This window comes from Aminithiophilus ramosus (assembly GCF_018069705.1).
In the GTDB taxonomy this organism is placed as follows: domain Bacteria; phylum Synergistota; class Synergistia; order Synergistales; family Aminithiophilaceae; genus Aminithiophilus; species Aminithiophilus ramosus.
In genome coordinates, this window is the sequence record NZ_CP072943.1 from 2641263 (window position 1) to 2666597 (window position 25335).

Below are 25335 nucleotides of genomic sequence, written 5' to 3' on the forward strand. Positions count from 1 at the left end.
TCTATCCCTCCTTCAGTGCGACGCCGAGTCCCCTGAGCCGATCGCGGGCCTCGTCGGTGAGACGGGCCGAGGGACCGAGACGGACCACCGCGATCCCTTTCAGCCGAGGAGCGAGTTCGAGCCAGCTCACCCACCCGGCGCGATCGAGACATAACTCCCGAGGCCGTTCCTCCACGACCGGCGTCGGGACGGAAGGACCCGAGGTGCTCCCGTCGCCGCCCTCCCCCTCTCCGCCGAGGAGGACGCAGCCCAGGTCGCGAAGGCGCTCCAGAGACCGGCGATGGAGGCTGCCGATGGGCCCGCTCCAGCTCGACCAGCGGGCCAGGGCGGAGACATCGAGGAGAAGAGGCCGCCGAGCCCCAAGGCAGCCGGCGGCCAGGCGCCCCTCGGGCGAGGCGGGCAGGCCGTCGAGGAGGTCCCGCAGCAGCTCGACGCGCGCGGCGGGAACGACGAGCATGTCCAGCGTCAAGGCCTCCTCCTCCGGGGCGGAAAGGAGGGAGAGGCGATAGGCCGGGCGCAGATCGCGCGGGAAGACACAGCCCGGAGCGAGGTAGTGGATCCACGAGACGGTCTCGGGAGGGACGAAGGACTCCGGCGCCGTCTCGTACCACCAGAGAAGCCCCACTCGGGGAAGGGCCAGCCGCCTCAGGGCCTTTTCGACCAGACCGTCAAGAACCGTCACGGCGATCCCTCCAGAGGCTGAGAGCGATTCCCAGGGGCGTCACGAGAAGAGGCTCGGGAGCCAGATCGACGCGATGCCCCACCACGGAGGAGAGGATCTCCTCCGCGCCGGGAAGATCGGCACCTCCTCCCACGAGGACGATGGGCATCCCGCCGAGATGGCCGCTGCGCTCCAGATGGTCGCGGGCGATGGTGGCCATCTTCTCGAGGACGGGCTTGAGGACGGGGGCGAAGCGCCGCTGCTCGTTCCTGTCCCGCTTGAGCGTCTCGGCCTCGTCGAAGGAGATCCCCCGGCTGCCGGCGAGGACGAGTGTCATGTGCGTCCCTCCCGTGGGCTCATCGGCCGTATAGAGGACCTGCCCCTCGTCGAGGACGGAAATCCCCGTCGTCCCGCCGCCGATGTCGATGATGGCGCCTCTCTCCATGTTGAGGGCGACGGCGGCGGCCGTCGGCTCCTCGTAAAGCCCCAGACAATCGAAGCCCAGCGTCTCGACGACGTTGGCGCAGATCTTGGCCGTCTTCGCCGAAATGCCCGGCGGGTAGGCGGCGGCGCCGACGGCCTTCAGTTCCGTGACGCCGAGCTTGCGGCTCAGCCGCTCCAGGGCCTTTCTCATTCCCTGGACGGCGGCCCAATAGTCGACGACGACGCCGTCTCGGACCGAGGACTGAGACGATTCCAGGACGGCGGAAAGGGGAAAGCCCTCCTCGTTGACGGCGACGACGACGAGGTTCGTCGTCCCCAGGTCGAAACCGAGATAGAGCTCCTTCCAGGAAGCCAGGGCTCTGGGGCTTTCAAGAGCCTCGGCGCAGGCCTCGAGCTGAGGCGTGAGCCAGGGGGAAGAACTCATGAGCATACCTCCGACGAGTATGAAGCCGTCCGTTCTGCGGAACTCCGGGCCTCCGAGAGGGGCACGATCTCCCCTCTCGGGCCCGAAGACGAGAGTCTCCGACCCTTGCGGCGGAAGCTCCTAATCCTGAGCGATGTCGATCGATTCGGCCCCTTCGGCCCCGGGGAGAATCTTCTCCGTATCACTGTGAGGCCGGGGAATGACGTGCGTCGAAACGAGCTCGCCGACGCGGCCGGCGGCGGCCGATCCGGCGTCGATGGCCGCCTTGACGGCCCCCACGTCGCCTCGGACCATGACGGTCACGAGGGCGCCTCCCGTAAGCTTCGATCCCATGAGGGTGACGTTGGCCGCCTTGACCATGGCGTCAGCGGCCTCGACGGCACCGACGAATCCCTTTGTCTCGATCATGCCGAGCGCTTCCAGAGCCATATGAACGGACCTCCTTTTTCATGTCATTTCTTCGCCGATCCCGCGCCGTGAGGTCAGTTCCTCCCCTTCGGCTCCCTGCTGGGAGGCTTGGGCCGAGAACTTTTCCTCCTTGGAGCCTCTCTCCGAGGAGTGGCCTCGGGATCGGCCTTCTTCCTGGCAGGGGAAGGCGTTTCCCTCGGCGTCGTCCCCTCGGAAGAGGAAGGCCTTTCGGAAAGACCGGGACGTTCCGCCTCCGCGATGACGAACATCTCCGCGACGGCGGGTTCCTCTTCGACGGCAGGTCCCTCTTCGACGGCAGGTCCCTTTTCGACGACGGGTTCCTCCGCGACGGCAGGGCCCTCCGCGACGACGGGGCCCTCTTCGACGGCAGGTCCCTCTTCGACGGCAGGTTCCTCTTCGACGGCAGGTTCCTCTTCGACGGCAGGGCCCTCCGCGACGACGGGTTCCTCTTCGACGACGGGGCCCTCTTCGACGGCAAGTCCCTCTTCGACGGCAGGGCCCTCTTCGACGGCAAGTCCCTCTTCGACGGCAGGTCCCTCCGCGACGACGGGTTCCTTTTCGACGGCAGGTCCCTCCGCGACGACGGGTTCCTCTTCGACGGCAGGGCCCTCTTCGACGACGGGTTCCTCTTCGACGACGGGAGAGGTCTCGATCCACGTCGAGACGCCCAGTGTGTCGCCGTTCCAGACCATGACCGGCCCCAGCCCCGAGGCGGGCCGGGGAATAACGTGGGCGGAAACGACTCTGTTGACCCGCCCCGCCTCGGCGGAAGCCGCAGCCAGGGCAGCCTTGACGGCGCCGACGTCACCGGAGATCTTGACGGTGATCATGCCCCCGCCCTTGGAATTCTCCCGGCCCACAAGACGGACATCGGCCGACTTGAGAGCCGCGTCGGCAGCCGCAATGGCCGCGGTCAGGCTGACAGTTTCTATGAACCCCAGGGCGGCACGGATCTCTTTCATCGTTTTCACCGCCTCCTTTCTTTCGCTAACTCCTCCATCACCATCCGCGTGAGGCGGGCGACGAGAGCGTCCTCTCCTCCGTCGGGCGAAGACGACGTCTCGGGAGAGGGTCGGGGCCCTTCGGCCTCGCTCTCCCGGGGCGGCAGATGCTCGCCTTTGACGAGACAGGCCGCGGCCTGGCCGATCCAGCGCAGAGAGGGCCCGGCGACGCTTTCGCGCAGGTAGGCCCCCCGCTCGCCGGGGAACTTGGCCAGCGTCACGGCGGCATGGATCCCGTCGAGGCCGATGCCCACCTCCAGGCGGGAGCGCCGGGCCGCCTTCTGCGCGAGGGCGACGGCATCGCCCTCGCCTCGGCCCCAGACCAGGGGAATGCCCTCCTCTTCGCTGCCGGTGCCGACGAGGGAAAGGGCCCCTTCGTCGACGGCATCGGAGGCCAGGAGGACGATGGCGGGGCGATCGTCGGGGGCCCGATCGAGAGGACGGCACCAGACGTTCATGCCCCGTCTCCCCTGTAGGTGAGGACCAGCCCCGTGGCGACGGCATTGCGGGGCCCTTCGGTGCCGCGGATGTTGCCCCGGCCCGAGACGACGCCGTAGCGGGAGAGAACGTCGGTGATCATGGTGGGCACCTCGAAATCGAGGGCCGAACCTCCGACGAGGACGACGTGGTCGAGAAGCCTCACGTTGTGGGCCGGAGCGACGCGCTCCAGGGCCCGGACGGCGTTGGTGACGAAGACCTCTTTCTTGGCCTTGCGACGGATCTGGCGGACCCTTTCCATCGTCGTCCTCAGGGGAATCGGCTGGAGAAGGTCCTTTTCGCAGATCAGGGCCACGCGGCCGAAGAGGTGGGGCTCCAGGGGACGGTCGAAGAAGCGGACCGTCCCGTCCTCCTGGCGGATGTGAAAGACGCTCTCGACCTTGCAGAGGGGGTAGCGCTTGATCGACTCGGCCAGTTCGGGATCGTCGAAGCCCAGTTCGCTGGCGATGATGGTGTTGACCATGTTGCCGGCCCCGGCGAGGTGGATCAGCTCGACGGTGCCGTTTTCCCGCATGAGCGAGGCGTCGCTGCTCCCGGCGCCCAAGTCGATGATGGCCAGGGGCGTCTTGGTCCCCGGCGTGGTGAGAGCGCCGTTGATGGCCATTTCGGCCTCGACGCCGCCGATCTCGACGGCGATGCCCGTCGCGGTCCTGACGGCCTCGGCGAGGTGGCGCATGGGCAGCTCCCTCGTCTCGACCATGACGGCCAGGGCGACGCCGCTCTCCTGGGAGAACTCGTCGGCCAGACCGCCGACGACCTTCTGCGGCACCAGGGTATCGACGGCCAGGAGGTCGCGGATGTGGACGTCGGCGATGGGGATGTCCGTCAGGTTCGACATGGTGCGGCGGACGCGCTCCATCATGCCGCCCACGTTCGTCCCGGGCTGGCCGAAGACGTCCCTCAGGGGATTGCACTCGCGGACCAGGGTCATGATGGCCGCGGCCCCCTCCTCCACGTTGAGGCTTCTTCGCCCCGTCGGTCCCTCCAGATAGAGCTCTCCGGCGGGGATGGATCGCTCCTTCACCTCGCCCAGGGGGGTCCTGATGACGACGGCCGACCGGTTGCCCACGAGGGCCCGCGTGACGGGGACGATCTGACGGGTCTCCTCGGGCGAGAGCCCGAAGAGGGTGGCCACGTCATAGGGGTTGGCCAGGGTCTCGACGACGCGGCCCGGCGACGCCACTTCGACGCAGCAGGGCATGGCCAGGGGAACCCTGTCTATGGCTTTGACCTCGTCGACGATGGGAATGGGACGAGGGAGACGGTTGGCGATGAGGACGCCGTCGTCGCTCTGACAGATGGCGGCCTCGACGGCGACGCCCCTGCCGAGGGCGACGTTGATCTCGGCGGCGGCCCTCTCGTAGTCCCACTGGGCCGGAATGACGACGGCCACGGGCTTTCCCGAGGGGCAGTCGCGCAAAGACGCGATGGGGACGGTCTCGCCGAGGCCGATGCCGACGCCGCCGGGTGTTGTTGGGTTGTGGCCGATCATGGTCGATTCGGTGATGATCGTCTCCGTCACCGTCTCCATCGCCACGTCTCCGATGACGGGAGCGGCCTCGTTGAGGCGGACCAGATCGACGCGACGGAAATCCTCGCGACCCCAGCCGGCCGACTCAAGGGCCTTGCCCAGGGCGAGAACGACGCCCCGGGCATTCTGAACGGTCCCCTTGATTCCGGTGGTGGGGTGAAGGGCCGAGGCCAGAAAGGTGATGTCCCGGCCCTCTACGCGGGCGAGGGCGACCTCCGTCGTCGAGTTGCCGATATCGATGCCTGCGACGATGGACATGGCCGCTCGCCTCCCCTGAAACGAGGCCCTAGGCCTCGGGCAGGTCGCCCTTGAGGAGGTGGCGGCGCTCGTAGACGTCGGCCGCCTCGCGGACGAACCCGGCGCAGATCTTGGCCTCGTACTGCTTCTCCAGCTCCTCGGCCATGGACAGAAGCTCGGCCTTGTCGGAGCGGTGGGGACGGAGGGCGTTGTACATGGCCAGGACGCGCTCGTCGGGGATGCGGGTCATCTCGGCGGCACGGCGGAGGTTACGCGCCACGTGGGGCGTTCCGGCCGCCTCGGCCACCTGGGCCTGATACTCCAGGGCCTGAGGGGTGATGCGGAAGTCCTCGAAGGCCACGGCACCGCTCATGACGTTCTCCAGTGTCAGCTCCTCGAACTTCTTGCCCCGGGGGCCGACGAGAAGGTCGGGACGATTGGTGGCCAGAGGATAGTCACCGGCGGTCAGCTTCTTGCCCTCTTTACTCTCCTGAGCGACGGGAGCCGCCTGAGCCGCTCCATTGACGCCCTTGAGAACCTGGCGGACCAGTTCGGCCACCATCTGTTCGTTCAATTCCATTGCCATGGGGGCACCTCCTCCCTAGTGGGTGAACTCCACTTGGACCTCCATGGGAGGCCGCTTGCGATCCAGGTAGCGCATCTCCTTGTTGTGGAGAAGGGCTGCAAGTCCCTGGAAGCGGGGCCGTGCCATGGGATCATTCCGCGTCGCCACGGGAATGGGCTGCTCGCCCTTGGCGTACTTGGCGGCGTTGCGGCCGATGGCCCGGAAGGCACCGGCGTCGAGAAGGGGCGACTGGGGGAAGAGCTCCAGGTTGTTGAGGGGAGCGAGATCCTTCTGGTGGATGATGGCCGTGCCGCGGCAGAGAACGCCGAGGCCGATGCCGGAACCCGAGAGCTTGGCGGCGTAGTGGGACATGAAGGCCACGTCGGCCGTGTGGTAGACGCGGATGACGCGGCAGGTCAGTCCCTCTTCCTCGACGCCGGCCATGATCTGGCGGATGACCTCGCCGTGGGGGACGTCGATGATGGTTCCCTGGAAATGGACGCCGAAACCGGGGGTGACGGCCAGGACGACCTCTTTCGGGTTCGTCCCCTTCGTCGCCTTCTCCTTCTCGGTGATCTTCAGGCCCGACACGGGAGCGGAGGGAGCGGCCGGAGCGGCGCTCTTCTGATCGGCCATGACTTCGGCCATGACCTCAGCGATTACCTTGCGGATCAGCTCTTCGTTCATTCTGTGGCAACCCCCTTCCCCTATACGTCCTCAGGATTGATGGCCCAGGGAATGGCCTTGATCTCTTCCCAGCGCGCATCGCTCATCTGGTAGCCCGTGCCCGGTCCGGCGTAGGTGTTCGGGTCGTTGATGGCGCTCCAGACGTAACCGTCGCTGCCGATCCAGGCCGAGGTCTGGAGGTAGTCGCCGGAGACGTGCTGGCCCATCATCATGACGAGCGACTCGGCCACGTCCTTGAAGCCCCTCTTGGCCAGGGCCTTGATGACGTCGATGGCCGTGAGGTTTTCCTTCATGATGCGCTCCGAGGCCTTGAGGTCTTCGGGGATGTTGCGGGGGGGCATGTCCTTGCTGCCGTTGGCGTAGGTGCCGGCCTCGACCTCTTCGTCGGTGATGGCCGGGAAGCCCAGCTCGTCGTAGACGGCCTGGAGGGCCCGGGCGGCCTTGTTGCGGACGGCGATGACGTCGGCCTCCATGACGGGGCGCAGGCCTCCGTCGACGCGGAAGTCGCGCTGAAGGGCCAGGTAGTCGTCGACGTCTTCGATGTCCCAGTTGGAACCGGCGAACATGTTGTCGTAGTTGGGCGTCCCCGAGTAGCCGGAGAAGATGAGGTCCGTTCCGGCGAACATCTGGGGGATCGTCCGGGCCGTGCGGCGCAGGTCGGAGTGGGAGAAGGTCTGGTCGTTGCCCGAGGCCACTTCCAGGCCGAGGATCATGGTGATGAGGTTCTCGGCGGCGACGGCGCGGATGCCGCTGGGGACGGCGCCGGGAACGCCGATGCAGGAGATGGAGCCGTTCTGGAGGCCCTGAACGCCGGCGCCCTTGGTGATCATGATGCAGAGGGCCTCGAGGTAGAGCATGCTCTTGCCCTCGGCGGCGCCCATCTGGACCTCGCTGCCCGTGCCGCTGGTGAAGCGCATCTTAAGTCCGCGGCTGGCATAGGCCGAGGCGAGGAAGGACTTGGACCAGGGCGTGTCGTCGCCGTCGACGAAGACGCTCTCCGTGCCGTAGACGGAGACGGTTTCGGCGTAGGCCGTGAGGCCCTTCATGCCGATCTGGAGCTCGAAGGCCTCCTCCAGGGCGTCCTGGGAGAGGGTGCCGGGGCGCCCCACCTGGCCGCCGACGAGGAGGGAGAGGGCGTTGAAGGCGGCATAGCGGGTGACGGCGACGGTCGTCTCGATCTCGAGGAATCCCCGGAAGGCCGCCTCGGCGGCGTCGCAGGCCAGGGCGACGGGGTTGTCGGTGGCGCTGGTGATGTGAGCCTGGTTGCCCGGAGTCTGGCGGGCCCGCATCTTCTGCATGGCCATCATGATCTCGACGATGTTGAGCTGATCCATGACGGCGGCCATCTTGGCCGGCGTCAGACCGAGGAAGAGCCGGCGGACCTCCTTGGCGCAGACGTCGATGTCGACGAGCATCCGGGCCAGATCCCGCTCGGACTTGGCCATGGCCTCCTCGGCGACGGACGTGTCGATGCTGTAATCGGCGACGAACTGCTCGATCATGTCGAACTCGGCCCGCTTCTTGCCGTCCATCTCGACGACCTTGCCGCCCTCGACGCGGATCGACGGCTTGGGATCGTTGGGACTTCCCATGGCCATGAGGCCGACTTCTTTCCACTCGCCGATGAATCCGTCCTTGTGGACGGGACGCTGACTGAGGATCTCAAAACGCTTGCTTCGTTTCGTTACGGCCACTGCCTTCACCCCCTGATTTGGTCTTCACCGGCCCCTAGATGTAGGAGACGGTGACCGGCTTGGGCTCCGAGCCGAGCGTGGCCAGGAGCTTGACGCCCACCTCGCGGGCCGAGCGGATGGCCTGGCGGACGGCGCCCGAGTCGCCGGTGATCATGATGAAGGACTCGTTCGTGAGAGACGTGCCCTTGCTGGGGGAGCAGTAGGCGTAGGCCTCGACCTCGGCGGCCTTGAGGGCCGTGTCGCTGATGACGACGCCGATGCCGGCGGGAGCGCCCAGGACGAGGCCGAAGGCCTTGCCCACGGGAGCGCCCAGGGCCTTGTTGAGGCAGTAGGAGGCCCGGGCCGTGTACTGGAGCTCCAGGTAGCCCACCTCGTTGGCCCAGACGTCGCCGAAGTAGGTGTCGACGTTGGCCAGGGTGACTTCGACGGCGCGGCGGACGTCGGAGACGTCTTCGGCGCCGAAGATGATGAGGCAGCCGTGACCGCAGCCGCCCTCGGTGTCACGGGGCATCTCGGCCGAGATGACTTCCGTGTTGGTGGCCTTGACGGCCTCGTCGGCGGCCATGAGCTGAGGGCCGGCGCCGACGCGGTCCGAGATGATGCCGATGGAGCGGAAGCGCTTGTCGATGCCCATCTTCTCGTGAAGGGTGGCGTCGATGTTGGCGATGACGAGGCCGATGGTGTGACCTCTGGCCGTGCCGATGTACTCCGTCACGCCGATGGGATCGAAATTGGCCGACGGGCAGGGCCTCTCGACCTTGACCTCCGGAGCGGGGGCCGCGGGGGCGGGAGCCGCCTCGCCGCCGAGGCGCTTCATGACCTCTTCCATAACCTGCTTCATCATATCCTGTTCCATTTGGTGCACCTCCCCATCCACTGGTCAGGCACTAGCCGAGCTTGGGCAGCATCTTTTCCGTGTCCGCATGAGGCCTGGGGATGACGTGGACGGAGACGATCTCCCCGACCCGCTTCGCCGCGGCAGCCCCAGCGTCGACGGCGGCCTTGACGGCCCCGACGTCTCCCCGAACCATGACGGTCACGTAGCCGGAACCGATCTTCTCGTACCCCACGAGTCGAACGTTGGCGGCCTTGACCATGGCGTCGGCCGCTTCGATACAGCCGACGAGTCCCCGCGTTTCGATCATGCCGAGTGCTTCACCATTCATTTCCACTGCACCTCCCTAGTATTTCTTCGATGCGGCCTTTCAGTTCCTCGAGGCCCTGCCCTCCCCTTCCGGAGACGGCGAAGACCTCCTTGACACCTGCCACTTTGAGCGCTCGCCGGGACATCTCGATGCCTGTCGCCCCGGCGACGTCAACTTTATTGATGACCCCGATGACGGGGGGCTTCATGACCTTGGCGAAACCTCCGGGAAAGGAACGGGGCCGCGTGGCGTCGGAGACGAGGAGGACCAGTCCCGACTTGACGGCGCTGTTGATGAGGACGAAATAAAGGCGAGGCATGTCGAACGTCTCGCCCGGGGTGTCGACGGCGTAATCGCTGAAGGTGACGTGCTCCGTCTTCCTGACGGGCTCTCCGCTTCCGGTCAGGGCGGCGATGAGCGTCGACTTGCCCGCTCCCGTGGGGCCCATGACCATGAGCCGGGGCCTCACGACCGGGTGATCTCGGCGGGATAGAAGCCGAGCGTCGCCTTGAGGGCGGCCACGGTGGACTGGAGGGCCCTCTCGACGGAGGAGATGTCGCCCGTGATCATGAGACAGCCCGTGAAGCGGTCGACGAACTCCATGTGGACCGAGGCGGCCTTGCTGGCGATGTCGGCGGCGATGACGGCCCCCTCGCCGGGCGTGATGGTCATGACGCCGATGGCGCCGGGGTTGTCGACGCCGACGCGCTCGCAGAGATCTCTGCGTGGGTTGCAGATCACATGGGCCAGCGTGACCTGCTTGCCGGGCACATACTCCTGAACGACTCTCCGCTTTTCTTCCGTCACCGCGATCACTCCCCTGAAGAGAGTCTCTCGCGAAACGCCTCACCAGGCATTCACCTCGGTGACCGTATACTTGCCCAATCAACGGGAGGAAGGGGGCTCCGACGCCCGTGCGTCGGAGCCCCCTTCCTCCCGGCTTTCGTTTTTTTGACCTGGCCCTACTCCTGTTCCCGCCGGTATTCGCTGGGACTGCGCCCCGTCATCTGGCGAAAAAGGGTGCTGAAGTAGGCGATGTTGCCGTAGCCGACGGAGATGGCCACGTCGCGGACCGAATGGCCCTGGGCAAGAAGTCCCTTGGCCCGCTCGATGCGGATGCCCTTGACCTCGTCGACGAAGCGGCGATGGAGGACCTTGCGGAAGAGGCGGCTCAGGTAGGAGGGGCTGACGTGGACGGCCTCGGCGACGCTCTCGAGCGTCACCTCCTCGTAGTGTTCGCGGATGTAGGTCAGCGACTGCTGGATGATCATGGAGCCCGTGTCGCTGGCGCTTCCCCTGACGTTCCAGGCCTGATCGAGGGCCTGGGAGAAGATGCGGTTGAGCCCGACGGGCGTGTTGGGCGCCAGCAGGTTGAGGAGCTGACGCCGCGACCAGGCCCGGACCGATCCCGAGTCGCACTTGAGACTCAAAAGGATCTGGCAGACCTGACCCATCAGCCCCAGGATGAGCATCTTGGCCAGCTCCACGTCCTGAAAGGCGATCTTGGCCAAAGCGTCGCTCAGGGCTCGGCTCCCCTTGGTGATCAGATCGGGCTGGCCGTGGGAGAAACCCTCGACGATCTGGGCCTGGAAGGCCAACATGCCGAACTGCGTCAGGGCCGGCGAGGGATCGGCCGGCTCGGGATCGGGCGCCGCGTCGCGCATGACGACGCGCCCCGTCCCCCCCAGGAGGCTCTCCTCGAGTCCCTCCTCGACCTGGGTCACGGCCGGAGCCATCTCCTCCAGGGTGCGGAGGCGACCGCCGTAGACGACGTTGGCCTCGAAGCCTCGGCTGGAGATGATCCCCAGAAGGCGGGAGGCGACGAAATCGGGCTCGGCGATGGCCTCGCCCGAGGGGATGAAGAGGAGGGCCGACGAGCGCCGCCAGGGGACGACGACGACTTCAGGCCCGAGAATTCTCTCGAAGGCCTCCCACAGAAAGAGCTGTTCCCCCTTGCGGTCCTCCTCCTCGGCCAGACAGACGATGCCGAAGAGGAAGCAGGGGCGGGCCGGAGGCAGGCCCAGGCTGGACATGATGCCGACGACGCTCTCCTCGATCCCCTTTTCCCGGAGCAGGTCCTGGATGATGCCCATGGCGAAGGCGCCCCGGTTGCGCTCGACGAACTCCCGGATCTGGTCGAACTGGGCCTTGTGGTTGCGCTTGTCGGCCACGTTCTGAAAGACCTTGGTCAGCGTCTCCCCGAAGGCCTCCTCTCCGACGGGCTTGACGAGGAAACTGGTGACGCCCAGTCCCATGGCCTTCTGGGCGTACTGGAAGACGTCGAAGGCCGTGAGGACCACGACCTGTCCCGAGAAACCCCGCCCCCTGAGGCTGCGCAGGCTCGTCAGACCGTCTCCTCCGGGGATGCGGATGTCGAGGAGGACGACGTCGGGCTCCCACTCCTCGGCCAGGGCCTCGAACTGGGGGGCGTTGGCGGCGCTCCTGACTTCTATGGGCTCGTCGGCCCTCATGGCCGCCAGGGCCATCTCGAGGGCACGACGTTCGAGGGGCTCGTCCTCGACGACGAGAACCCGATAGGCCTTCCCGTTCACAGGGGAACCTCCTCGGCGAGAGGCAGACGGACCTCGACCGTCGTTCCCCGGCCCGGAGCGCTCTCCATGGCGACGACGACATCGTCGCCGAAATGAAGCTGAAGGCGCTCGCGGACGTTGGCGATGCCCAGGCCCGCCTGGAGGTGATCGACGTCGCAGCCCACGCCGTTGTCGGCGACGCGCATGACGAGACGGCCTCCGGCGATCCGGCAGGAGACCTCGAGGACGCCCGGATCGAGGGAGGGCTCGATGCCGTGGACGACGGCGTTCTCGACGAGGGGCTGAAGGACCATGAAGGGGACGCGGACCCGCGAGGCCTCGGCCGTGGCCTCGACGGAGAAGGAGAGGCGATCGCCGAAGCGGACCTTGTAGATCTCCATGAAATGACCGATGCACTCCAGCTCCTGGGCGAGGGGAACCAGCTCCTCCTGGGACTGCTTGCGCAGGATGTAGCGCAGGTACTCGGCGAGCTGGACCGTCAGCTGCCGCGTCTGATCGGCCCCTTCGAACATGGCCAGGCGGCTGATGGTGTTGAGGGTGTTGAAGACGAAATGGGGATTGAGCTGGCGATGGAGGTTGCGGGCCTGACTCTGCTTGAGGTTCCGCTCCAGGCTCTCCCGGTCCATCTGCTCCTTCATGAGGGCGATTCCCTTCTGGAGAAGGCTCCGTTCCGTGAGGCGGCGCTCGCAGAGGGTCACCACATAGGAGGCGACGAGGCGCAGGAGGGCTCCTCCGCTGCTGACGCGCTCCTCGTCGACGACGGGCACCTTGAGGAATCGCTCCACGAGGTCGTCGGGGTCGGACGAGAAGTCCCACCGCATCCGGGCCAGCTCCTCCGCCTCTTCTCGGGTGTAGTTGCGCACCTTGACCTGGCCCACGAGAAGGACGCCCACCAGCCGTCCCTCGATGATGAGAGGGATGGCCGTGTCGATGAGGCCGCAGTGGCAGCGGTAGGTCTGGAAGTTTCCCACCCCGAGCCCTTTCTTCCCCCCTTGGGCGTCGCTCTGGAAGCAGCGTCTCCGCCCCTCGCGGGTCTCGCGGACCTTGAGGCAGAAGGAGGTGAAGTTGCTGGGATTGGTGATGGGCTCGCCCTCCGTCGTCGTCAGTACGGCACCGCACTGGAGCGACGTGGCGAATCGATCGATGATCTCCTGCAGCATGTCGACATCGACGACCTGCTGCCACCACTCGAGAGAGCCGTAGGCCACCTCGGTCAGGCGAATCACCTCCAGGGGAAGCGTGAGAAATTTGAGGGAGAGGAGCTCCCTCCGCCACGACTTTACCCCAAAAAGGCTCTTCCTGTCCTCTTCTTTGTCCTGTTCCTCAAAAAACATCAAAAAACATCGCGATAGATCTGTTCGAGAGCCGCGACGGAGCCCTCGCGGGGATTGCCCTTGCCGACGATCTCCAGCGACGCCTCCCTGGCCAGACCGGGAAGGTCGTCGAGGCGGACGCCCAGGGAGGCCAGACGCCCGGCGAGGCCGATCTCGCTCCTCAGGCCCTCCATGGCCTTCAGGCCCCGTTCGGCGTTCTCCCGCTCCGAACGCCAGGAGAGGGCCACCTCCATGGCTCGGGCCAGATAGGCCAGCTTGTCCATGGCCACAGGAAGATTGAAGCGCTCCACGGCGGGGAGAAGAACGGCGTTGACGACGCCGTGAGCCAGATCGTAACGGGCGCTCAGGGGATGGGAGAGGGCGTGGACATAGCCCAGCCCCGAGTTGCTGAAGGCCAGACCGGCCAGGAAGGCGGCGTGACACATCCCCTCGCGGGCCTCGATGTCGCCTCCGTCGCGGACGGCCCGGGGAAGGTTGCGGAAGATGAGCTCCGTCGCCTTGTAGGCCAGGGAGTCGGTGATGGGCGAGGCCTGGATGGAGACGTAGGCCTCGACGGCGTGGGAAAGGGCGTCCATGCCCGTGGCCGCCGTCAGGGAGGGGGGCATGGAGACCATCATCTCGGGGTCGTTGACGGAAAGACGGGGCGTGATGCGCCAGTCGAGAATCGTCATCTTGACGTGGCGTTCCGTGTCGGTGATGACGGCGGCGTTGGTCACCTCGCTCCCCGTCCCCGCCGTCGTGTTGACGGCGATCAGGGGGGGAAGATCCTTCGCCGACCGATGAAGGCCCTCGTAGTCGGCGATGACGCCTCCGCCCGTGACGACGAGACCGATGGCCTTGGCGCAGTCCATGGCGCTGCCCCCGCCGACGGCGACGAGAAAATCGGCGCCGTCGGACCGATAGCGCCCGGCCCCCTCGGCGACCATGAGGTCCGTCGGGTTGGGCCCCGCTCCGGCCCAGACGCTTCCCGCCAGACCGGCCTCCTCCAGAACCTCGAGAACGCTCCGGCCCTGGCTCTCGCCGAAGGCCCCCAGAGAGGCCACGACAAGGGCTCTCTTCCCGCCCAGAGAGCGGGCCCAGAAGCCGACTTTGCGCAGGGCGCCCCGCTCGATGAGATTGACGGGGGGCATGAAATAGCTTCCCGGCATGGCGAACACCTCCTCGTTCCTGCGCCACGCAGAAAGAGATCGCCCCTTGAGGGGCGATCCCACCATAAGCCTTTCTCTCCAGGAGGAACAAGCAGAGGCGATCAGGAAAAATTGACCATCTGAACCGGCCTCTTCAGAGCAGGGTGTGGAGGGCCGCGACGTAGTCCTCCTTCACGGCCCAGTGGACGTCGCGGAGGAAATCGGCGGCCTCGAGACGGCACCCCCGTCCGATGAAATCGATGATCTGAAGGTGTTCCTGCCAGTACTCCCGCTCCTGGCGCTTGACGATCTCCGAGTCGAAGGAGCGGGCGGGGAAGTAGAAGAGCCTGTTGTAGAGCTTGTCCATCTCCTGCCGGAGGAGGGGATTGTCGGAAAGCTCGTGAAAGACGTTGTGGAAGGCCAGGTTGAGCTCCACGGCCCGGCTGTAGTCGTCGCGGGCGAAAAGGGCCATGGCCTCGTCGACGAGCTCTTTCATCCTGCGGACATGGGCGGGAGCGATGTAGTCGAAGACGGAGCTGAGGAGGACCGACTCCAGCCCGGCTCCGATCTGGTAGGCGTGGAGGATCCCCTCGCGCGTGACGGGATTGATCATGACGCCTCGACGGGGATAGATCGTGACGACACCTTCGGCCTCGAGGAGGATCAGGGCGTCCCGCAGGGGCGTGCGGCTGACGTTGAGACTCTCGAGAAGCCTGTTGATGTCCATGTAGGTTCCCGGCTTCAGACGGCCCGAGGCCAGCTCCTCCCGGAGCAGGTCATAGACCTTCTCCCTCAGGGTCACCTGCGCTCTGTCGTTTTTCAAAAAAAACCCTCCCCATAGGGTATTCAGGAGACGATCTTACCCCATCTTCCCCCGGAAACGTAGGGGCCCTGACGGAAGGGATCGGCAGGACCGGGCAGGCGGAAAACCCTCCCCCTCCCCCCGGCACGACGATGGAACCCGCCGTCAGGCCGCAGCCATTCCCGATCCCCGACACCCTCTCCCCGCCGCGAGGCCCCCCGCCCGCCGATGGAGGGGCAGCAAACCCCGGGGACCTCGAAAGGGCTCTTTTCAGGGACCTGGCGGAACAGGCCCGGCAGAGCGCCTTCCGCCGGAGGAGCCGCGGCGATCGCCTCGTCCGCGCCGGTCCGGTTCGGAAACGTCCGTCCCCGGAGCGCCTCGCCGTCGAGACACGGGAGGGCCCTTTTCGGGCAGGCGGACCGGGACGTCTCAAGGACACGAAAAGACGGGCGAAAAGGAGCGCCTCGCCATTGCCCTTTTCGCCCCGACCGTGATATTCTTGCATCGCAATAGAAATATCAATTATAAATCTGAAATATCAGATGGAGGTGAGGCATCGGGAAAAGTCTCCTCCGCCGAAGGGGCCCCATCCGTTTCAGAGACTTCCGTGCAGGGAATGGAGGGTTCACCGTGCTGGGTCCGCTGGACAACGCCATCATCGTGTTTTTCGTGCTTCTCGTCCTTTCCATCGGCTACTACTTCTCCAAGACGGCCAAGGATATGGAGAGCTACTACCTGGCCAACCGGAGCCTCCCCTGGTCCCTCGTCGTCGGCACTCTGGCCGCCTCCTGGTACGGAGGCATCGGCGTCGTGGGAACGGTGGGCTACGCCGCCGTCTACGGCCTCTCCACCTGGGCCATCTGGTCCATCGGGGCCCACCTGATCCGCATGCCCCTGGCCCTCTGGGTGGGACCGCGAATTCAGATCCGCACCGACATCACCGTGCCCGATCTCCTCGAGAGCCTCTACGGGCGCAAGGCGGCCCTCCTGGGCGCCGTCCTCATGTTCTTCGTCTGCGCCCAGATCGGCGAGATCACCGCCGTGGGCTACATCGGAGAGGCCGCCTGGGGCGTGAGCAACGTCACGGCAGGGACGATCATGGTGGCCCTCGTCGTCGTCCTCACCGTCCTGGGCGGCCTCATGGGCGTCGCCGTCACCGACATGCTTCTTTTCTTCTGCATGATTTTCAGCGTCACCATGGTCTTTCCGGGACTTTTCGGCGATATCGGCGGATGGGCCGGACTCAGGACGGCCCTCGGCGAGAACGCCCCCCTCATGCACCCCACAGGGGGCATGAGTTTCTGGAAGGCCGTCATGCTCGTCGTCTTCTGCTTCTCCCCCTACGCCGATCCCACCTTCTACCAGCGCTTCTCGGCGGCCCATTCGCCCAAAGTCGGACGGAGGGCCCTGCTGACCTGCTTCTGCATCTGGATCGCCTTCGACATCGTCATCTGCACCACGGGCGTCATCGTCAAGGCCCTCTACCCCGACGCCCAGCCCGAGGTCGCCTATGTGCGCCTCGTCCTCTCCCACATGCCCGTCGGCATCCGGGGCCTCTTCATCGTGGGCCTCGTCGGGGCCATCATCTCCACTCTGGACAGCTACTACCTCGTCGGCGGGACGACGCTGGCCAACGACATCTATGCCAGGGCCAGAGGAATCGCCTCGCTGCCCCAGAAGACGATCGTCGCCTACACGCGCCTCGCCGTCGTCCTCCTGGGGATCATCGGCCTCTCCGTGGCCTTCCGCTTCAAGCTGGCCTACGACGCCTTCCTCTTCGTGGGCAGCATCTGGATGTCGGCGGCCTTCGTCCCCATCGTCGGCGGCCTCGTCGGCAGGGGACGCAAGACGGAGACGGGCGGCATTCTCTCCATGGTCGTCGGCGGCGGACTCTTCGGGCTCCTCAAGCTCTTCCCCGAGATCACCGCCGTCGAACCCCTTCTTCTGGCCCTTCCCGCCTCCTTCCTCGCCTGGCTCATCGGCAACCGCATCGGCGAGGACCGCAACGGAGAGGCCCTGAAGGCCTGACCGAAGTTCCCATCGAAAGGGAGGAACGGACATGAACGACGCCGTCAAAAAACTCCGCCAGGACCTGGAAATCGAATGGCTGGGCCTCGACGGGTTTCTCATCGCCCTCTATCTGGCCATCGTCGGCCTCATTTTCTACGCCCTCAAGACGGAGAACGACTTCATCGTCGGCACCCTGATCCCCTACTCCGTCATGGCTGCCGTCACGGTCATCTTCCTGACCTACGTCCGTCACGTTCTGGCCTTCATGGGGAACCACCGCCAGAAAAACGGGAAGGGCCTATGACGGTGACGGTCCGAACCTTTCCCCTCGTCCTGAGCCGCGAAGAGGCCCTGGCGAGGGCCGAGGGGAAGGGAAACTGGATCGGCAAGCTCCTGCTGAGGGGAACGGATCTCCATGAACTCCGCTCCCATTTCGTCGAGTATGCCCTCCTCGAATACGAGGCCCTTCACAGCCCCAACGTCATCGCCCGAAGGCTCTTCGGCGACGGACAGAGAAAGCGTCAGCTCTGCCGCGTCATCGCCAACGGGACGACGGGCGCCGCGGCCTGGGCCGAGGAGCTGCCCGAAGGGCTCGTCGACGTCACCGTCGACGAGGGACAGGTCCAGCCGGCGACGGTCTCTCCCGAGGAGATGGAAAGCCGGGGGAGGCGACTCGTTTTCCGCGTCCTGAGACGGCGCGTCGGCGGCTACCCCGAGATCAACCTCGTCGGCCGTCGGACCGTCCACCGCCCCTTCTACGTCGCCCTCTACGGCGTCCCCGTCGAGGGGACACGGATCCGCTATCTTCCCATCGCCGCCGACGGATGGGGAACGAGCCGGGCCTTCTGAACCGGACCGTCGCGGCAACCCACACCCTGGAGGTCCCCTCGTCATGGCAAAAAACTGGAAAAAGGCCTCGTCCATCGAAGAGGTCCGGCTCGGCGAAAAGCCCCTCTCCATCGAGGACGTCGTCGCCGTGGCCCGCCACGGCGCCCGCGTCGAACTCTCGCCGCCCTACGTGGAACGCGTCAAAAGAGGCCGGGCCCACGTCGAACGTTTCGCCGAGGAGGAGCGGGCCCTCTACGGCATCACGACCGGCCTAGGCGAAAACTGGAACCGCTACATCGCCCGGGAGGAGAGGGACCGCATCCAGCGCAACCACGTCCTCTCCCACGCCTGCTCCGTCGGCGAGCCTCTCGAAGAGGAGTGCGTCCGGGCCATGATGGTCGTCATGCTCCAGCACTTCGGGACGGGCCACACGGGGATGGGGCTGGCCCCGCTGCGCCTCCTGGCGGCCATGCTCAACGGCTCCGTCACCCCCTTCGTTCCCGCCCACGGATCGGTGGGCTACATCTGCCACGAGGGACATATCGGCTGCGCCCTCATCGGCGAGGGCTTCGTCCTCGACGGGAAGGGGCGGCGAAAGGCCGCCGAGGCCCTGGCGGAAAAGGGCCTCGAACCGGTGACTCTGGCCAGCAAGGAGGGGCTCACCCTCGTGTCGGGAACGACGACGGTGACGGCCCTGGCGGCCCTGGGCCTCTACGACGCCCTCGTCGGCGCCCGGACGGCCGACATCGCCGGAGCCCTCTCCCTGGAAGTTCTCAAGGGAACCCTCATGGCCTTCGACGAAAGGGTTCACGGGCTTCGCCCCCACCCTTATCAGGCGACGACGGCATCGAACGTGAGAAAGCTGCTCGAAGGGAGCGAGATCGTGGCCCGCTACCGGGGACACCGCGTCCAGGACGCCCTCTCGCTGCGCTGCATCCCCCAGCTCCACGGGGCGGCGAAACAGCTCCTCGACGATATGGCCCGGACGTTGGACATCGAACTCAACGCCTCCGTCGACAATCCCCTCATCGTCGAAGTCGACGGCGGCGCCGAGGCTCTCATGGCCTGCAACGCCGACGGCTCCTACGTCGGCATGGCCGCCGACGGCGCCGCCATCGCCCTGGCAGGCCTGGCGAAGATGGCGGAGCGACGCATCGACCGCCTCGTCAACCGCCACGTCAGCGAACTGCCCCCCTTCCTCTGCGTCGATCCCGGCGTCAACAACGGTCTCATGATCCCCCAGTACGCCGCGGCGGGCCTGGTGGGCGAGATGCGGCTTCTGGCCCACCCCGCCACCGTCGACAACGGCTTCACCTGCGCCAACCAGGAGGACTACACCAGCATGGGCGCGGGAGCGGCCGTCAAGCTCTACCGATCGGCCCGGCTGCTCCGCTACATCCTGGCCATCGAGCTCCTCGACGCCTGTCAGGCCCAGGACTTCTACGGCGATCTCCGGGCGGCACCGGCGACGGCGGCCGTGCGGGACCGGATCCGGCGCGACGTCCCCTTCGTCGGGCAGGACGTCATGATGGAGCCCCTCATCGAGGCCATCGCCGTCATGGTCGGCGGAGGGGAGATTCTCGAGGCGGCCTGGTCCGTCACGGGAGAACTGCCCCTCTGATCTTCCCCACGGACAGGAGAAAGAAGGGAACGGACGGCTCCGCCGCAGAGGCGGAACCGCCCGTTCCCTCCAGCGATCTGCCGTCCGCCCCGCTTTCCGGGTAAGGACGACGGCATTGTCTCAGGGCAGCATCTGGGCGTAGGCCGCGGCCTCGCCGAGCACGTCTTCGGCGAAGGACTCGACCGTCGTCTCCTCTCCGGCGCAGGTGGGGAACCAGAGAGGCCCCTTGTCCAGCCCCTGGGCCAGCTCCTCGGCCGTTCCGTCGCCGAAGCGGAGGTGCCAGTGGACCATGGCGTCCTCTCCGTCGGAATGGACTGCCGACATGAGGAGGCGCCCGTAGCCGGCGACGGCCTCCCGGGCCTGAAAGTGCTCCCAGTAGTAGCCGTCGTAGCCGACCATGGCGACCTGTCCCTCGTAGCTCACGGGAACCCGGGCCAGGGTGGCCCCGGAGGCGTCGAGGAAGGAGAGGGCGTCGCCCTCGACGACGACGAAGGCGAAGGGCGTCTCGAACATGGCCTCCAGGAAGGCCTTGACGGAGGCCGCGTCATGATTTTTCCCCGCGGCCTGGGCCTCGGCGGCGACGGCGTCATAGGCCGCGTCCATGGCCGGGTCGTCGAGGAAGGAGGCGACGGAGACCCACGTCCCCTTCCAGGCCGAGAGAGGCTCGCCCAGCATGGCCACGTAGGCGTCGACTTCGGAGAGGATGTCGTCGGCCACGACCTGGGCCGCCGTGTCATCGGCGACGGCCGTGGGCCACCAGAGGGGGTCGGCCGCCTCGCCGACGAGGGCCTCGAAGCTCGCGTCGCCGCAGCGGAAGTGCCAGTGCTCCATGCCCTCTCCGTCGCCGCCGTGGACTTCGGTAGCGGCCAGGTAGCGGCAGCCCTCCTCAGGCTGGGTGACGGCCTCGAAAAGGGACCAGTTCATGCCTTCGTAACCCGCCATGGGAGCCGTTCCGGCCGCACGGTAAAGGACCGTCTCCAGCTCGCTCCCCTCTTCGTCGAAGAAGGTCACGGAACCGCCGCTGATCTCCATGGCGGAGAAATCGCAGCGGTACATGTTCTTCAGGAACTGGGTGACGCCTCCCGTGCCGTAGCCCGGAGCGGCGTCGGCCACGGTCTCGCAGGCCGCCTGAACGAGGGGATCATCGAGATAGGAGACCATCGTCCGCCAGCCGCCGGACCAGGCCGAGAGGGCGCCGGGGGAATCGCTCCCGCCGCATCCTCCGAGAAGCATGAGAGAAAGCAGCAGGAAAAGAAGGGCCGAAAAACCCTTTTTATTGAACATGAAAATCTCACTCCTCTTCAACGGTAAGAAGTCCTTAGTTTGAGGCCTCAAACTAACGTCAGTATAGGGAGAACTTTACGATCGGTCAACTCCCCGACCTCGCCGGAATCCGCGTCCCCGACAGGGAAAAAGCGCCGTCGCGCCCGCCGGAGCGAGATCCGCTTGAAGCCCCGCCGGTGCGGGTTCGAGGCGAGCTCCCGTCCGATCCCTCCGCGGCACGGTCGCGACGAGGATCCCGCATCGCGCCTCGGCGCATCCCCAGCAGACAGGACGACGGAAGGATCACATGACGGCAGGGAGGCGAGACGTTCCTCGCCTCCCTGCCGTCATGTGATCCTTTTTCCCGGCGGCCCGAGGCCGGCAGAGATCTTACGGCCTCAGCCGATCTCCCTGCGGCGGGTCTCGAAGCCGAAGCGCCAGGCGCCGAGGGCCGAAAGGGCCATCGTCGCCGCGACGAGGGAGAGGACTCCCGTCAGGCCCAGGCCTCCGTCGAAGGCCCAGCCCGTGAAGAAGGGGGCGACGATGCCGGCGGCCCTGGCCGAGGCGCCCGTGAGTCCTCCGGCCCCGCCGCGGAGCGAGGTGGGAAACTGTTCCGGCGTCCAGGCGTAGAGAACGCCCCAGGCGCCGAGGCAGAAGACGGAGAGGGCCACAGCGGCGGTCAGGTAGCCCGCCGATCCCGTCACGGAGAGGAAGAGGAGGGCCGTCGCCGCCGTCCCTCCCAGGGTGACGACGGCCGTCGCGACGCGGCCGAAACGCTCGACGGACCAGGCGGCCAGGAGATAGCCCGGCAGCTGGGCGGCCATGACGAAGAGGGTGAACCATCGGGCGCGGACGACGCCGACGCCGGAGAGGGCGAAGATCTTGGGCAGCCAGAGGAAGAGGGCGTAGTAGGCGAAGGAGACGACGGCCCAGAGTGAGACCATCAGGATCGTCCGCCCCAGATAGGGGCCGTCGGTCAGCTTTTCGCCTCCGGAGACCCGGGCGGCGGACTGGGGGGAGGAACCGTAGCGCCGCTCCAGGGGCTCTATTCGGCCCTTGAAGAAGAGGAAGCGGGGACTCTCGGGCCCCAGGGCCAGCAGGAGCGCCACGGGCAGCAGAAGGCCGGGGAAGACGACGACGGCCCGCCAGGAGCTCCAGCTCTGGACCCAGAGGGCCCAGAAGGCTCCGGCCATGGCTCCCAGGGCCCAGAAGGATTCGAGGAGGACGAGCTGCCTTCCCCGGTCTCCACGGCCGCAGAAATCGCAGAGCCCGGCGAAAAGGACCGGTCCCAGGCCGCCGAAACTCAGGCCCGAGAGGAAGCGCCAGAGGCCGAAGGCTTCCGGCGTGGCGGCGAAAGCCGTCGACAGCGTGGACAGTCCGCCGATAAGGGAGAGGACCACGGCGAGAAGGCGACGGCCGAATCGGTCGGCCAGAGGACCGGCCAGAAGGGCACCGACGAACATGCCCATGAAGGTCCGTCCCGCCAGGGCTCCGGCCTGGGCCCCCGAGAGGCCCCAATCGGCCATGACTCCCGGCAGGACGAACGAAAGGTTGAGGACGCCCGCCGAAACGAGCCCCCAGGCGAGACCGGTCCGGCAGAGCGTCGCCCTGGCCTCACGGGGAGCCACCACCTCATCGATATACCGTTCCAGATCCACGAGCCTCATCCTTTCCTGACAGCTATCAATAGCTGCCAATGGCAGATAGGCGGCATCATAGCAGAAAAGCGTCTCCTCCGGAAGGGGGCCTGCCCTCCCGACAGGCCGTCACAAAGGGTCTCGTCGCGAGGCGCCGGAGGACGGAGACATCCGCCTCGCCCTTTCCTTTCGGCGGGCTCCCCGCTGCGAGGAGAAGACAGCTTCGCCGAGAACCTTTATAATAATTGAAAGGAATGGAACAAACCCAAAAAGGGTGCGACACAGGGGGGGAAGAGACGGCCCGCAGGCCGCGGCGGAGGGGAATCCCCCGTCGAGGAAGCCCCTCGGAATTCCGGGCCGGTCCCCGCCGAGAGGGTGAAACGCCGTCGTCTTTTCCGCGACGGAGGGAGGCGCTCCCAGGGCCCTCTTGAGCGATCTCTCGTCGCGAACCGCCGCGACAGGACGAAGAAGACAGGTGAGGTGCGTGTTCATGAAGGTATTCGTATCGGGAGCGACGGGCAACGTGGGACGTCTCGTCGTTCGGGCGGTCCTGGAGGCGCCCGATCTGGAGCTGGCCGGCGGCTTCTGCGCCGAGGGAGCCATCGACCTGGCCCAGATTCAGGGCCTTCCTCCCTGCGGAATCCGGGGCGACTCCGATCTGAGACGAGGCCTCGAGGCCGCCACGGCCGACGTCGTCGTCGACTTCACGTCGGCCACGATCATCATGGAGAACCTGCGCCTCTACGCCGAGAGGAGGCTCGACGTCGTCATCGGCACGACGGGCTTCGACGACGCCATGACGGCCGAGGCCCGCCGCCTCGCCGCCGAGGGGAATCTCCGCTGGGTTCTCGTCTCCAACTACGGCCTGGGCATCAATCTCGTCGCCGATTTCCTGGCCAAGGTCCGCTCCCACTACCCCTATGTGTCCATCGTCGACCGTCACCCGGCCCGCATGGCCAATGCCCCCAGCGGCACGGCCATGACCCTCGCCGAGAGAGGAGCCGGAGACGAAGGGGCCGTCGCGAGCCGGGCCGTGCTCGACGGCGTGCTGGGCGCCTCCCTCGCGGGGTGCCGCATCCTCTCCCAGCGTCTCCCCTACCCCGGCGCCTATTCGGAACACGAGATCACCTTGGGACGCGACGACGAGCTGATCCGCATCACCGTCCAGGACTTCAGCAGCTCCGTCTACGTTCCCGGCGTCCTTCTGGCCCTGAGGGGACGGGACCGCATCGCCCCGGGAACGGTCGTGACCTCCCTTTCGTCCTTCTCCTGACGGCCTTTCGAGGGAATACTCCCTGAAAGGAGGAGCCCCTTTGGGACCGATAACGCCCTGGGTCGAGGCCTTTCTGACGGGACTCTTCGAGCACCTGCCCGAAGGGATCGTCCTCCGTGACGAGAGGCAGATCGTCCTCCGGGCCAACCCGGCCTTCTGCCGCCTCTTCGGCTACGCCGAGGAGGCGGCGGGCCGGTTCCTCGATGACCTCGTCGCCGGCGGAACCCCGGGCTACGGCGAAGCCGTCGCCTACACCGAGTCGATCCTCTCGGGCCGTTCCGTCAAGGTTCCGGCGACGCGCCACGCCAAGGACGGAACGGCCGTCGACGTCCTGGCGACGTCCGTTCCCATCTTCGACGGCGGACGCGTCGTGGGCGTTCTGGCCCTCTACGGGGACATCTCGGAAAGCGTCCGCTCCCGCCACGCCCTGGAGGAGACCAAGGCCCGTCTCGAGGCGACGCTGGAGGGCATCGGGGACGCCGTCGTCACCGTCGACGAGAGGGGAAACGTGACGGACCTCAACGCCGCGGCCTCCTCCCTCACCGGCTGGCCCGTCGACGAGGCCCGGGGACTGCCGGCCTCGTCCCTTCTCCGCTTCCGCTCCGGCGACGGGAACCCTTCGCCCCTCCTCGAGGGACATCCCGGCGAGGCCGCCGAGACGCTTCTCGTCGACCGCTCGGGCCTGGCCCACCCCGTCACCGTTCAGACCACCCCGGTGCGCCTCGGCCGGGAAAGGACCCCGGGCGTCGTCGTCCGCGACGAGAGCGAACGCCTCCGGAGGAGGGCCGAGATCACGGCGGCTCAGGCCCTCTACGGCAGCCTCGTCGACAGCCTGCCCGACCGGGTCTTCCGCTTCTCCTCCTCGGGCCGATGTCTTTTCGCCCCTCCCCGCGCCGAGGAGAGCCTCGCCGTCGCCCATCCCCCCTGGAGGGCAGGACCTTCCGCGAGGCCGGGCTGGACGAGGCCCTCTGCCGACGCGGGGAGGCCCTCGTCGAGGAGACGCTGGAGATGGACGGCCCGAAAGGCCCCCGCCTCTACGACTGCCGCGTCGTCGAGGGACCTCGATCGACGGGACTTCTGGCCCTCTGCCGCGACGTCACCGAAAGCCGCGAGACAGAGACGAACTACCGCCTCCTCTTCGAAAGCATGCGCGACGCCTGCGCCCTCTGCGAAGGCATCGAGGAGGGGGGAAAGACCGTCGACTTCCGCTTCCTCGACGTCAATCCCGCCTTCGAAGCCCTGACGAGGGGGAGGGCTCCCTTCCTTCTGGGCCGGACGATCGGGGAGATCGCCCCCGAGACGGCCCCCTTCTGGATCGCCACCTTCAACGACGTCATCGGAGACCAGGAGCGCCCATCGCCCCTACCGCCCCGCCCCGGGCATCGAGGCGGCCCTCGACGAGATCCGCCGGGGCGCGGGGACGATCTACGACGAGAGGGTCGTCACGGCCTGTCTCTCCCTTTTCCGGGAGGGATTCGCCCTTGAAACCTTGGAGGAGCCCCCGGTCGAGTCCGCCGAGAGGCTCCGGCAGGAGCAGGCCGTCGCCGCAGAGCCCGGCACGACGTGAAGGAC

At 66.8% G+C, this 25335-nt stretch carries 25 protein-coding genes; 6 read left to right on the forward strand and 19 right to left on the reverse strand.

The features are described from left to right. Position 1: 1 nt before the first annotated feature. From KAR29_RS12040 to KAR29_RS12120, 17 genes are all read right to left on the reverse strand, one after another. Positions 2-682, reverse strand: a complete 681-nt coding sequence (locus KAR29_RS12040) for a hypothetical protein (protein ID WP_274373229.1) — start codon at positions 680-682, stop codon at positions 2-4. Further along, entirely contained in the window at positions 669-1529 is an 861-nt protein-coding gene (gene eutJ, locus KAR29_RS12045; RefSeq protein WP_274373230.1) for an ethanolamine utilization protein EutJ, read from the reverse strand. The genes KAR29_RS12040 and eutJ overlap by 14 nt, the downstream gene beginning before the upstream one ends. 120 nt (positions 1530-1649) lie before the next feature. Beyond that, the gene (locus KAR29_RS12050; protein ID WP_274373231.1) at positions 1650-1958 is read right to left on the reverse strand and encodes a BMC domain-containing protein; all 309 of its coding nucleotides are present in this window, start codon (positions 1956-1958) and stop codon (positions 1650-1652) included. 53 nt (positions 1959-2011) lie between these two features. Next, complete coding sequence (locus tag KAR29_RS12055; protein ID WP_274373232.1) at positions 2012-2920, reverse strand: BMC domain-containing protein; 909 nt, start codon at positions 2918-2920, stop codon at positions 2012-2014. A 5-nt stretch (positions 2921-2925) separates the two neighbouring features. After that, positions 2926-3417, reverse strand: a complete 492-nt coding sequence (locus KAR29_RS12060) for a glycerol dehydratase reactivase beta/small subunit family protein (RefSeq protein ID WP_274373233.1) — start codon at positions 3415-3417, stop codon at positions 2926-2928. Beyond that, complete coding sequence (locus KAR29_RS12065; RefSeq protein ID WP_274373234.1) at positions 3414-5246, reverse strand: diol dehydratase reactivase subunit alpha; 1833 nt, start codon at positions 5244-5246, stop codon at positions 3414-3416. The genes KAR29_RS12060 and KAR29_RS12065 overlap by 4 nt, the downstream gene beginning before the upstream one ends. A gap of 28 nt (positions 5247-5274) precedes the next feature. Further along, positions 5275-5811 (reverse strand): diol dehydratase small subunit, encoded by a 537-nt coding sequence (locus KAR29_RS12070; protein ID WP_274373235.1) that lies wholly within the window; start codon positions 5809-5811, stop codon positions 5275-5277. Between the two features lie 15 nt (positions 5812-5826). Beyond that, the gene (locus KAR29_RS12075) at positions 5827-6477 is read right to left on the reverse strand and encodes a propanediol/glycerol family dehydratase medium subunit (protein ID WP_274373236.1); all 651 of its coding nucleotides are present in this window, start codon (positions 6475-6477) and stop codon (positions 5827-5829) included. 20 nt (positions 6478-6497) lie between these two features. Further along, positions 6498-8171, reverse strand: a complete 1674-nt coding sequence (locus KAR29_RS12080; RefSeq protein ID WP_274373237.1) for a propanediol/glycerol family dehydratase large subunit — start codon at positions 8169-8171, stop codon at positions 6498-6500. A gap of 34 nt (positions 8172-8205) precedes the next feature. Then, a complete protein-coding gene (gene pduB / locus KAR29_RS12085; RefSeq protein ID WP_274373238.1) occupies positions 8206-9027 on the reverse strand; it encodes a propanediol utilization microcompartment protein PduB in 822 nt (273 codons plus the stop codon). Between the two features lie 31 nt (positions 9028-9058). Continuing rightward, a complete protein-coding gene (gene eutM, locus KAR29_RS12090) occupies positions 9059-9337 on the reverse strand; it encodes an ethanolamine utilization microcompartment protein EutM (RefSeq protein WP_274373239.1) in 279 nt (92 codons plus the stop codon). Next, positions 9327-9785, reverse strand: coding sequence for a EutP/PduV family microcompartment system protein (locus KAR29_RS12095; protein ID WP_274373240.1), 459 nt, complete (start codon positions 9783-9785; stop codon positions 9327-9329). Before KAR29_RS12095 ends, eutM begins: the two co-directional genes overlap by 11 nt. Next, positions 9782-10123: an ethanolamine utilization microcompartment protein EutS gene (gene eutS / locus KAR29_RS12100; protein ID WP_274373241.1), complete on the reverse strand. Its 342-nt coding sequence runs from the start codon at positions 10121-10123 to the stop codon at positions 9782-9784. Before eutS ends, KAR29_RS12095 begins: the two co-directional genes overlap by 4 nt. Positions 10124-10278: 155 nt before the next feature. Continuing rightward, positions 10279-11868 (reverse strand): helix-turn-helix domain-containing protein, encoded by a 1590-nt coding sequence (locus KAR29_RS12105; protein WP_274373242.1) that lies wholly within the window; start codon positions 11866-11868, stop codon positions 10279-10281. Continuing rightward, on the reverse strand, positions 11865-13202 hold the full coding sequence (locus KAR29_RS12110; RefSeq protein ID WP_274373243.1) for a sensor histidine kinase: 1338 nt from the start codon (positions 13200-13202) through the stop codon (positions 11865-11867). The genes KAR29_RS12105 and KAR29_RS12110 overlap by 4 nt, the downstream gene beginning before the upstream one ends. Beyond that, on the reverse strand, positions 13202-14350 hold the full coding sequence (locus KAR29_RS12115) for an iron-containing alcohol dehydrogenase (protein ID WP_274373244.1): 1149 nt from the start codon (positions 14348-14350) through the stop codon (positions 13202-13204). The genes KAR29_RS12110 and KAR29_RS12115 overlap by 1 nt, the downstream gene beginning before the upstream one ends. A gap of 133 nt (positions 14351-14483) precedes the next feature. After that, entirely contained in the window at positions 14484-15152 is a 669-nt protein-coding gene (locus KAR29_RS12120) for a GntR family transcriptional regulator (RefSeq protein WP_274373245.1), read from the reverse strand. Positions 15153-15761: 609 nt separating this feature from the next. On the opposite strand from KAR29_RS12120, the gene KAR29_RS12125 reads away from it, so the two are divergent. Genes KAR29_RS12125 through KAR29_RS12140 form a run of 4 tightly spaced genes read left to right on the forward strand, consistent with a single transcriptional unit; the run spans position 15762 to position 19590 of the window. After that, positions 15762-17159 (forward strand): sodium:solute symporter family protein, encoded by a 1398-nt coding sequence (locus KAR29_RS12125; protein ID WP_274373246.1) that lies wholly within the window; start codon positions 15762-15764, stop codon positions 17157-17159. 31 nt (positions 17160-17190) lie between these two features. Further along, positions 17191-17445 (forward strand): hypothetical protein, encoded by a 255-nt coding sequence (locus KAR29_RS12130; protein ID WP_274373247.1) that lies wholly within the window; start codon positions 17191-17193, stop codon positions 17443-17445. Beyond that, positions 17442-17990, forward strand: coding sequence for a hypothetical protein (locus KAR29_RS12135; protein ID WP_274373248.1), 549 nt, complete (start codon positions 17442-17444; stop codon positions 17988-17990). Before KAR29_RS12130 ends, KAR29_RS12135 begins: the two co-directional genes overlap by 4 nt. 43 nt (positions 17991-18033) lie before the next feature. Next, positions 18034-19590: an HAL/PAL/TAL family ammonia-lyase gene (locus tag KAR29_RS12140; RefSeq protein ID WP_274373249.1), complete on the forward strand. Its 1557-nt coding sequence runs from the start codon at positions 18034-18036 to the stop codon at positions 19588-19590. Between the two features lie 120 nt (positions 19591-19710). Here the strand turns inward: KAR29_RS12140 and KAR29_RS12145 are convergent, their stop codons facing one another. Beyond that, positions 19711-20874, reverse strand: coding sequence for a ZinT/AdcA family metal-binding protein (locus tag KAR29_RS12145; RefSeq protein ID WP_274373250.1), 1164 nt, complete (start codon positions 20872-20874; stop codon positions 19711-19713). 377 nt (positions 20875-21251) lie between these two features. After that, positions 21252-22550: an MFS transporter gene (locus tag KAR29_RS12150; protein WP_274373251.1), complete on the reverse strand. Its 1299-nt coding sequence runs from the start codon at positions 22548-22550 to the stop codon at positions 21252-21254. 430 nt (positions 22551-22980) lie between these two features. Here KAR29_RS12150 and KAR29_RS12155 point away from each other — a divergent pair, with 430 nt between their 5' ends. Together KAR29_RS12155 and KAR29_RS12160 are read left to right on the forward strand one after the other, a co-directional pair. Beyond that, the gene (locus tag KAR29_RS12155) at positions 22981-23763 is read left to right on the forward strand and encodes a 4-hydroxy-tetrahydrodipicolinate reductase (RefSeq protein WP_274373252.1); all 783 of its coding nucleotides are present in this window, start codon (positions 22981-22983) and stop codon (positions 23761-23763) included. A 40-nt stretch (positions 23764-23803) separates the two neighbouring features. Beyond that, positions 23804-25006 (forward strand): PAS domain-containing protein, encoded by a 1203-nt coding sequence (locus tag KAR29_RS12160; RefSeq protein ID WP_274373253.1) that lies wholly within the window; start codon positions 23804-23806, stop codon positions 25004-25006. Positions 25007-25335 lie beyond the last annotated feature (329 nt).